General features: G+C 70.6%; 7 protein-coding genes. 1 reads left to right on the top strand and 6 read right to left on the bottom strand.

The annotated features are described in order from the left end of the window. Positions 1-56: 56 nt before the first annotated feature. From ACFWVV_RS37585 to ACFWVV_RS37560, 6 genes are all read right to left on the bottom strand, one after another. A complete protein-coding gene (locus ACFWVV_RS37585) occupies positions 57-1,109 on the bottom strand; it encodes a PAC2 family protein (RefSeq protein ID WP_384359037.1) in 1,053 nt (350 codons plus the stop codon). A gap of 192 nt (positions 1,110-1,301) precedes the next feature. After that, complete coding sequence (locus tag ACFWVV_RS37580; protein WP_384359039.1) at positions 1,302-1,973, bottom strand: FadR/GntR family transcriptional regulator; 672 nt, start codon at positions 1,971-1,973, stop codon at positions 1,302-1,304. Between the two features lie 132 nt (positions 1,974-2,105). Further along, positions 2,106-3,716, bottom strand: a complete 1,611-nt coding sequence (locus ACFWVV_RS37575; protein WP_384359041.1) for an FAD-dependent oxidoreductase — start codon at positions 3,714-3,716, stop codon at positions 2,106-2,108. Between the two features lie 5 nt (positions 3,717-3,721). Continuing rightward, positions 3,722-5,248 carry a glycerol kinase GlpK gene (gene glpK, locus ACFWVV_RS37570; protein WP_384359043.1) on the bottom strand — a complete coding sequence of 509 codons (1,527 nt, stop codon included), beginning with the start codon at positions 5,246-5,248 and terminating at the stop codon, positions 3,722-3,724. 53 nt (positions 5,249-5,301) lie between these two features. Further along, complete coding sequence (locus ACFWVV_RS37565; RefSeq protein WP_384359045.1) at positions 5,302-6,108, bottom strand: MIP/aquaporin family protein; 807 nt, start codon at positions 6,106-6,108, stop codon at positions 5,302-5,304. Positions 6,109-6,334: 226 nt separating this feature from the next. Further along, positions 6,335-7,099, bottom strand: coding sequence for an IclR family transcriptional regulator (locus ACFWVV_RS37560; RefSeq protein WP_384359047.1), 765 nt, complete (start codon positions 7,097-7,099; stop codon positions 6,335-6,337). A gap of 275 nt (positions 7,100-7,374) precedes the next feature. On the opposite strand from ACFWVV_RS37560, the gene ACFWVV_RS37555 reads away from it, so the two are divergent. Beyond that, positions 7,375-9,380 (top strand): homocysteine S-methyltransferase family protein (locus tag ACFWVV_RS37555; RefSeq protein ID WP_384359049.1); only part of this gene is annotated, 2,006 nt, incomplete at its 3' end.

The following is a 9,380-nucleotide window of genomic DNA, read 5'->3' as shown; positions in this document are numbered from 1 at the left end:
CCTCAAGGGTCGCGGCCCGCGCTTCTTGCCGTCACTCGCCGGCCGTCGCTCCGAGGCTACTCGCTGCCGCCCGGGCCGCCGGACGGCCCCGGGGCGGTACCCCCGGGCTCGCCGGTCTCGTCCCCCTCCGGGGGACCCTCGTCCGTGCCCGCCGCCCGGGGCTTCTTCGGCGGCCTCCCCGGCCGACCGCCCGCCGTGTCGCGCAGATACGCCTCACCACCGTCCGTGGCGTGGCTGGGGCCGCCCTCGCCGGGGCCCGGGCCGGCCGCGGGGTCCCGCCGGCGCAGATAGCGTTCGAATTCGCGGGCGATGGCCTCGCCGGACGCCTCCGGGAGGTCCGCGGTGTCCCGTGCCTCCTCCAGGGACTGCACGTACTCGGCCACCTCGCTGTCCTCGGCCGCCAGCTGGTCCACACCCACCTGCCACGCCCGCGCGTCCTCCGCCAGCTCGCCGAGCGGGATGCGCAGCCCCAGCAGGTCCTCCAGCCGGTTCAGCAGGGCGAGCGTCGCCTTGGGGTTGGGCGGCTGCGAGACGTAGTGCGGGACGGCCGCCCACAGGCTCACCGCGGGAACGCCGGCGTGCGTGCACGCCTCCTGGAGGATGCCGACGATGCCCGTGGGGCCCTCGTACCGCGTCTCCTCCAGGTCCATGGTGCGTGCCAGGTCCGGATCGGAGGTGACCCCGCTGACCGGGACCGGCCGGGTGTGCGGGGTGTCGCCGAGCAGCGCGCCCAGGATCACCACCATCTCCACGCCCAGCTCGTGCGCGAAGCCCAGGATCTCGTTGCAGAACGAGCGCCACCGCATGGACGGCTCGATGCCGCGCACCAGCACCAGGTCGCGCGGTGTGTCGCCGCCGGTGCGGATCACCGACAGCCGCGTCGTCGGCCAGGTGACCTTCCGTACCCCGTTCTCCAGGAAGACGGTCGGCCGGTTGACCTGGAAGTCGTAGTAGTCCTCGGCGTCGAGCGCCGCGAACACCTCGCCCTTCCACTCCCGGTCCAGATGCGCGACCGCGGCCGAGGCGGCGTCGCCGGCGTCGTTCCAGCCTTCGAACGCGGCCACCATGACCGGGTCGACCAGCTCGGGAACCCCGTCGAGCTCGATCACCCAGCGCCTCCTTCTTCCGACTTCATCGGGTGTTCCCCCTGTCCAGGGACCCACCTTACGCATGCGGGAAGCGTGCCCTCAGGGCACTGAATCAATCGAAATCGGCCGGATCGGAGAGATCCGATCTTCATCGGTCGAAGCCGCCGCCCCACAGGTCCCCCCGCCCGTACGGGCCCCGGGCCGGGCAGCGCGCTAGAGCGTCGAGCGCAGCCACTGCTCCACGCTCGCGATGTGCACGGTGGCCCACGACCTCGCCGCCTCCGCGTCCCGGTCGCGCAGCGCCGCCAGGATCGCCCGGTGCTCGCGCAGGGTGCGGCTGAGGGCGTCCTCCTGGGTCAGCCCCCGCCAGATCCGGGCCCGGGTGGTGGGCCCCGAGAGCCCGTCGAGGAGGGAGCACAGGACCGAGTTCCCGGAACCCTGCACGATGGAGCGGTGGAACTCCAGGTCGGCCGCGACCAGCTCCTCCACCGAGGGGTCCGTGCCGAGGTCCGTCAACCGGGCCTCCAGCGCGTCCAGTTCCTCATCGGTCAGCCGCTCGCAGGCCATCGCCGTGGCGGCGGGCTCCAGGATCCTGCGTACCGCGAGGAACTCCAGCACCGTGTCGTCGCGGTGGAAGTCCACCACGAAGCTCAGCGCCTCCAGCAGCAGCTGCGGGTCCAGACTGGTGACGTACGTGCCGTCGCCCTGCCGCACGTCCAGGATCCGGATCAGCGACAGCGCCCGCACCGCCTCCCGCAGCGAGTTGCGCGACAGGCCCAGCTCGGCCGCCAGCTCGCTCTCCTTGGGCAGCCGGTCGCCCGGCCGCAGCGCACCCGAGACGATCATGGCCTTGATGCGTTCGATGGCTTCGTCGGTGACGGCCATGGACGACCTCCTGCTCCCGCCCGGCACCGCCGCCAGACCTCCGACCTATCCTCGCACGGCGAAGGGCGGACCCCCAAGGAGTCCGCCCTTCGTCCCAGGCGTCGGCCAAGGCTCTGACCTGGTCCGATCAGGTCAGCTCTCGCGCGAGAGCACCCGCTCGACCTTCGCCCGCACGTCGTCCGTGGCCAGGCCCCGGATCGTCAGCGTGGTGCGGCGGCGCAGCACGTCGTCCGCGGTCTCGGCCCACTCGTGGTCCCGGGCGTAGACGACCTGCGCCATGATCTCCGGGGCGTCCGGGTGGATGCGCTCGGCCAGCGCCGGGTCGTCGCTCGCCAGCCGGGCGATGTCGAAGGACAGCGAACCGTAGTGCGTGGCCAGGTGACGGGCGGTCTCCGGGGACATCCGCGGACCGGGCGTCCCGCCGTCCACCAGCAGCCGGTGGGCGACCGCGTTGGGGTTCGAGATGCCCGGCAGCGGCAGCTTCTTGGGCAGGTGCGAGATCGGCTCCATGTCCTCGCCCAGCGGGTGGCCGGGGAGGGCGGCGAGCTTGTTCATCACCGTGCGGCCGATGTGGCGGAAAGTCGTCCACTTGCCGCCGGCCACCGACAGCATGCCGCCGCGGCCCTCGGTGACGACCGTCTCGCGCTTGGCCTTCGAGGTGTCGCCGGGACCGCCCGGCAGCACCCGCAGACCCGCGAAGGAGTACGTGATCAGGTCCCGCGACAGCTGCTGGTCGCGGATGGAGAACGCGGCCTCGTCGAGGATCTGGGCGATGTCCTTCTCGTTCACCGCGACATCGCCCGGGTCGCCCTCGTACTCCTCGTCGGTGGTGCCCAGCAGGAGCTGGTCCTCCCACGGCAGCGCGAAGGTGATCCGGTACTTGTCGATCGGGGTGGCCAGCGCGGCCTTCCACGGCGCGGTCCGCTTCAGGACCAGGTGCGCGCCCTTGGAGAGCCGAATGGAGGGCGCCGAGTGGGGGTCCTCCAGCTTGCGCAGGTGGTCCACCCACGGCCCGGTCGCGTTCAGCACCAGACGGGCGTCCACACCGAACTCGGTGCCGTCCATCCGGTCCTTGAGCTCCGCACCCGTGACCCGGCCGTGCGTGAAGCGCAAGCCCTTGACCTCGGCGTGGTTGAGGACGGTGGCGCCCGCCTCGACGGCCGCGCGGACCGTCATCAGCGCCATCCGCGAGTCGTTCATCTGGTCGTCGCCGTAGACCGCGACGGCCTTCAGGTTGTCCGTACGCAGCTCGGGGACGTCACGTGCCGCCCGGGACGGCGATATGACGTGACCCACTCCGTCGCCGAAGGCGGACAGCGCGGAGTAGGCGAAGACGCCCGCGCCGAGCTTGGCCGCGCCGTGCGGGCCGCCCTTGTAGACGGGGAGGTAGAAGGTGAGCGGGTTCGCCAGGTGGGGGGCGACGTCCTTGGACACCGCCCTGCGCTCGAAGTGGTTCTCCGCGACCAGCTTGACCGCTCCGGTCTGGAGGTAGCGGAGCCCGCCGTGGAGCAGCTTCGAGGAGGCGGAGGAGGTGGCGCCGGCGAAGTCGCCGGCGTCCACCAGGGCCACCCGCAGTCCGGACTGCGCGGCATGCCAGGCGGTGGAGATGCCCAGGATGCCACCGCCGATCACCAGGAGGTCGTACGTCGCCTTGGAAAGCCGCTCCCGGGTCTCGGCGCGGCTCGCGGTCGAACCGTCGGCCGGTCGCGCCCCGGGGGCCGGGACGCTCTGCAGGGTGGTCATGTCGATTACTCCTCGTCCTCGATCCAGCCCATGGTCCGCTCGACGGCCTTGAGCCAGCTCTTGTACTCACGGTCCCGCGTGTCCGCGTCCATGCGGGGGGTCCATTCGGCGGCCCTGCGCCAGTTGGCGCGCAGCTCGTCGGTGCTGGACCAGAAGCCGACCGCGAGGCCGGCCGCGTAGGCAGCGCCGAGACAGGTGGTCTCGGCGACCATCGGACGGACGACGGGGGCGTCCAGGAAGTCCGACAGGGTCTGCATCAGCAAGTTGTTGGAGGTCATGCCGCCGTCGACCTTGAGAGCCGCCAGCTCGACGCCGGAGTCCTTGGTCATGGCGTCGGTGATCTCACGGGTCTGCCAGGCGGTCGCCTCCAGGACGGCACGGGCGATGTGCGCCTTGGTGACGTACCGGGTGAGACCGGCGATCACACCGCGGGCGTCCGAGCGCCAGTACGGGGCGAACAGACCGGAGAAGGCGGGCACGATGTACGCGCCGCCGTTGTCGTCGACGCTGGAGGCCAGCGTCTCGATCTCGGCCGCGGTCTTGATCATGCCCATCTGGTCGCGCATCCACTGGACGAGCGATCCCGTGACGGCGATCGACCCTTCCAGCGCGTACACCGGCTTCTGGTCGCCGATCTGGTACCCGACGGTCGTCAGCAGGCCGTTGTACGAGTTCACGGGCGCGTCACCGGTGTTCATGAGCATGAACGTGCCGGTGCCGTACGTCGACTTCGCCTCGCCCTCGGAGAAGCAGGTCTGGCCGAACAGGGCCGCCTGCTGGTCACCGAGCGCGGACGCCACGGGCACGCCGGCGAGCACACCGTCGGCGGCGGTGCCGTACACCTCGGCGGAGGACCTGATCTCCGGGAGGACGGCGGCCGGGATGTCCATGGACTGCAGGATCTTCTCGTCCCAGGTCATGGAGTGCAGGTTCATCAGGAGGGTGCGCGAGGCGTTGGTGACGTCGGTGACGTGCACGCCGCCGTTCACACCGCCGGTCAGGTTCCAGATGACCCAGGAGTCCATGGTGCCGAAGAGGATCTCGCCGGCCTCGGCGCGCTCCCGCAGGCCCTCGACGTTGTCCAGCAGCCAGCGGATCTTGGGGCCGGCGAAGTAGCTGGCCAGCGGGAGGCCGGTCTCGCGGCGGAAACGATCCTGCCCGACGTTGCGGCCGAGCTCCTTGCACAGGGCGTCGGTGCGGGTGTCCTGCCAGACGATGGCGTTGTGCACCGGCTCACCGGTCGCCTTGTCCCACATCATCGTGGTCTCGCGCTGGTTGGTGATGCCGATCGCCTTGACGTCGGCGGACGAGATGCCCGCCTTGACGACCGCGCTCGCCACGACCTCCTGGACGTTCTCCCAGATCTCGGTCGCGTCGTGCTCCACCCAGCCCGGCTTCGGGAAGATCTGCTCGTGCTCCTTCTGGTCGACCGAGACGATCCGGCCGTCCTTGTCGAAGACGATGCAGCGGCTGGAGGTGGTGCCCTGGTCGATGGCCGCGATGAACGGTCCTGCGGTGTGTGCGTCGCTCACGGTGTGCTCCTCGAAGTCTTGTCTCGTACGGCTCTGTCGCGTGCGGGCGGGGCTCAGGCGAAGGCGAGCTGGTAGATGCCGCCCGCCAGCGCGCCGCCGATCAGGGGGCCGACGACCGGCACCCAGGCGTAGCCCCAGTCGGAGCCGCCCTTGTTGGGCAGCGGGAGCAGAGCATGCACGATGCGCGGGCCGAGGTCACGGACCGGATTGATGGCGTAACCGGTCGGACCGCCGAGCGAGAGGCCGATGCCCACGACGACGAAGGCGGTGATCATCGCGCCCATGACGCCGGGGCCCTTGGGGTCGGCGGGCAGCACGCCCCCGATGGTCGACTGGGTCAGGATGGCCAGGACCAGCACGGTGGTGGCGATGATCTCGGTGGCGACGTTCTGCACGGCGTTGCGGATCTCGGGGCCCGTGGAGAAGACGCCCAGGACCGGACCGGCCTTCGGGGCGGCCTTCTGGTCGACCATGCCCTCGTCGGCGGGCTGCGCCGCGAGGATCTCCGCGTCCGTGAGGTGGTCGCGGAACTGGCCGGCGTACGTCGCCCAGACCAGCAGCGCACCGACCATCGCGCCGAGGAGCTGACCGGCGAAGTAGACCGGCAGGTCGCCCCAGGGGGTGGCGCCCTTGACCGCGAGACCGACGGTGACCGCCGGGTTCAGGTGGGCACCGGAGAGCCCGCCGGAGATGTAGGCGGCGGTCAGTACGGCGAAGCCCCACCCGAAGGTGATGGCGAGCCAGCCGGCGTTGAACGCCTTCGAGCGCTTGAGCGTGACGGCCGCGCACACGCCGCCGCCCAGCAGGATGAGCACGGCGGTACCGATGGTCTCGCCGGTGAAGATGTCGAGGCTGGACACCCGCGACTCCTTTGTCCTTCGTCCAGGTTCAGAGTCCTCGATGAGGACCCAGCCGGTTCCTGGCCTTGTCACACTCTAACCCGTATTGCCGGTAGGTGTTCGACAATGCCGACCGATGAACGGCAGTTTTCACCCCCGTTACCAGGACGTCAAGGGTTCTGTGATCCTGCTTGCATCCGGCGTCCCGACAGCCGCGGAGCGGGTGGGGGCCGGGCCGGGGGTGCGTTCAGAACCGCCCGGCGCCCAGATCCCGCGACACCGCCCGCGCGCAGTCGCGCACCGCGGCGATCAGCTCCGGTTTCAACTCGCCACCGGGGCAGATCCGTTCGACCGCACCCGCCACACCGACCGCGCCCACCGGCATCCGCCGCCGGTCGTGGATCGGGGCGGCGATCGACGCCACGCCCTCCCAGGTCTCCTCCACGTCGGCGGCCCAGCCGCGGGCCCGGGTGAGGTCGAGCACTCCCTCGAAATCGGCCTCCGAGGTCAGGGTGCGGGCCGTGAGCTGCTCCCGGGGGCCCTCCACCGCCTCGGTGTGCGCCACCGGGTCGTACGCGGAGAGCACCTTGCCCAGCGCGGTGCTGTGCAGCGGCTGCATCGCCCCCACCTCCAGCACCTGGCGGCTGTCGTCCGGGCGGAAGACGTGGTGCACGATCAGTACGCCCTGCTGGTGCAGCACCCCCAGATACACGCTCTCGCCGCTGGACCTGGCCAGGTCGTCGGTCCATACCAGGGCGCGGGCCCGCAGCTCGTGCACGTCCAGGAAGCTGTTGCCCAGGCGCAGCAGCTCGGCGCCCAGCTGGTAGCGGCCGGAGGCCGGGTCCTGCTCGACGAACCCCTCGTGCTGGAGGGTGCGCAGAATGCCGTGAGCGGTGCCCTTGGCCAGGCCCAGGGCCGTGGCCACGTCCGACAGGCCGAGCCGCCGGTCACCGCCCGCGAGCAGTCGCAGCATGGCTGCCGCCCGTTCCAGCGACTGGATGTTGCGAGCCATCGCCCGTTCACCTCCACTGGTTTCGACGAATTTCGGGTGCGTTCACCCGGACAAACCCAGGCGTTCGACAATGCTGAACAGTATCGGCCGATGCCGACCCCTGTCACAGGAACCCTCGGACGGGACGGCACCCCGCCGCCGCACCCCGGCATGTATATCCGTCCACCCGGCGATACACCCGCACACTCCTGGGACCTGCCCGCTACCCTGACCGGGTGCGCCTGCCGCCGGGCAGACGCAAAGCCGACAGCCGTCGCAACCCTGGGAGCACATCCATGGCCTCGTTGCCGAACGCCACGACCGACGCCAGCACCCGAGCCGAAGCCCTCCGTGAGGCGCTTGCCACCCGAGTAGTGGTCGCCGACGGCGCGATGGGCACGATGCTCCAGGCCCAGGACCCCACACTCGAGGACTTCCAGGACCTCGAAGGCTGCAACGAGGTCCTCAACATCACGCGCCCGGACATCGTCCGCAACGTGCACAAGGAGTACTTCGCGGTCGGTGTCGACTGCGTCGAGACCAACACCTTCGGCGCCAACCACTCGGCGGCCAACGAGTACGACATCGCCGAGCGGATCGTCGAACTCTCCGAGGCGGGCGCCCGGATCGCCCGCGAGGTCGCCGACGAATTCACCGCAGGGGACGGCCGGCAGCGCTGGGTGCTCGGCTCGATCGGCCCGGGCACCAAGCTGCCCTCGCTCGGCCACATCGAGTACGACGTCCTGCGCGACGGTTACCAGCAGAACGCCGAGGGACTCCTGGCGGGCGGCGCGGACGCGCTGATCGTGGAGACCACCCAGGACCTGCTCCAGACCAAGTCCTCCCTGATCGGCGCCCGCCGGGCCATGGACGCGCTCGGCGTCAGCGTCCCGCTGATCTGCTCGCTCGCCTTCGAGACGACCGGCGTCATGCTGCTGGGCTCCGAGATCGGCGCGGCCCTGACCGCCCTGGAACCGCTCGGCATCGACCTCATCGGCCTCAACTGCTCGACCGGCCCCGCCGAGATGAGCGAGCACCTGCGCTATCTGGCCCGCCACTCGCGCACCCCGCTGATGTGCATGCCCAACGCCGGTCTGCCCGTCCTCACCAAGGACGGCGCGCACTTCCCGCTCGGCCCCGAGGGACTCGCCGACGCCCAGGAAGCGTTCGTCAACGACTACGGCCTCTCCCTCATCGGCGGCTGCTGCGGCACCACGCCCGAGCACCTGCGCCAGGTCGTCGACCGCGCCCGCGGGCTGGCCCCCGCCCCCCGCGAGCCGCGCCCCGAGCCGGGTGCCGCATCCCTCTACCAGACCATCCCGTTCCGCCAGGACACCGCCTACATGGCCATCGGCGAGCGGACGAACGCCAACGGGTCGAAGAAGTTCCGCGAGGCCATGCTGGACGGCCGCTGGGACGACTGCGTGGAGATGGCCCGCGACCAGATCCGCGAAGGCGCCCACATGCTCGACCTCTGCGTCGACTACGTGGGCCGCGACGGCGTCGCCGACATGAAGGAGCTCGCCGGCCGCTTCGCCACCGCCTCCACCCTCCCCCTCGTCCTCGACTCCACCGAACTGCCCGTACTCCAGGCGGGACTGGAGAAGCTGGGCGGACGCGCCGTCATCAACTCCGTCAACTACGAGGACGGCGACGGGCCCGAGTCCCGCTTCGCCAAGGTCACCGCACTCGCCAGGGAGCACGGCGCCGCGCTCATCGCGCTGACCATCGACGAGGAGGGCCAGGCCCGTACCGTCGAGCACAAGGTCGCCATCGCCGAGCGCCTCATCGCCGACCTGACCGGCAACTGGGGGGTGCAGGAGTCCGACATTCTCATCGACGTCCTCACCTTCACCATCTGCACCGGCCAGGAGGAGTCCCGCAAGGACGGCATCGCCACCATCGGCGCCATCCGCGAGCTCAAGAAGCGCCACCCCGACGTCCAGACCACGCTCGGCCTGTCCAACATCTCCTTCGGCCTCAACCCCGCCGCCCGCGTCGTCCTCAACTCCGTCTTCCTGGACGAGTGCGTCAAGGCCGGACTCGACTCCGCCATCGTGCACGCCTCCAAGATCCTGCCCATCGCCCGGCTGGAGGAGGAGCAGGTCAAGGTCGCCCTCGATCTGATCCACGACCGGCGCGAAGAGGGCTACGACCCGCTGCAGAAGCTGATGGCCCTCTTCGAGGGCGTCAACATGAAGTCGATGAAGGCGGGCCGCGCCGAGGAGCTGATGGCCCTTCCGCTCGACGAGCGCCTCCAGCGCCGCATCATCGACGGCGAGAAGAACGGCCTGGAGGCCGA

Source organism: Streptomyces sp. NPDC058663 (assembly GCF_042716745.1).
Lineage (GTDB): Bacteria > Actinomycetota > Actinomycetes > Streptomycetales > Streptomycetaceae > Streptomyces.
This window is presented reverse-complemented; position numbering and strand designations above follow the sequence as displayed.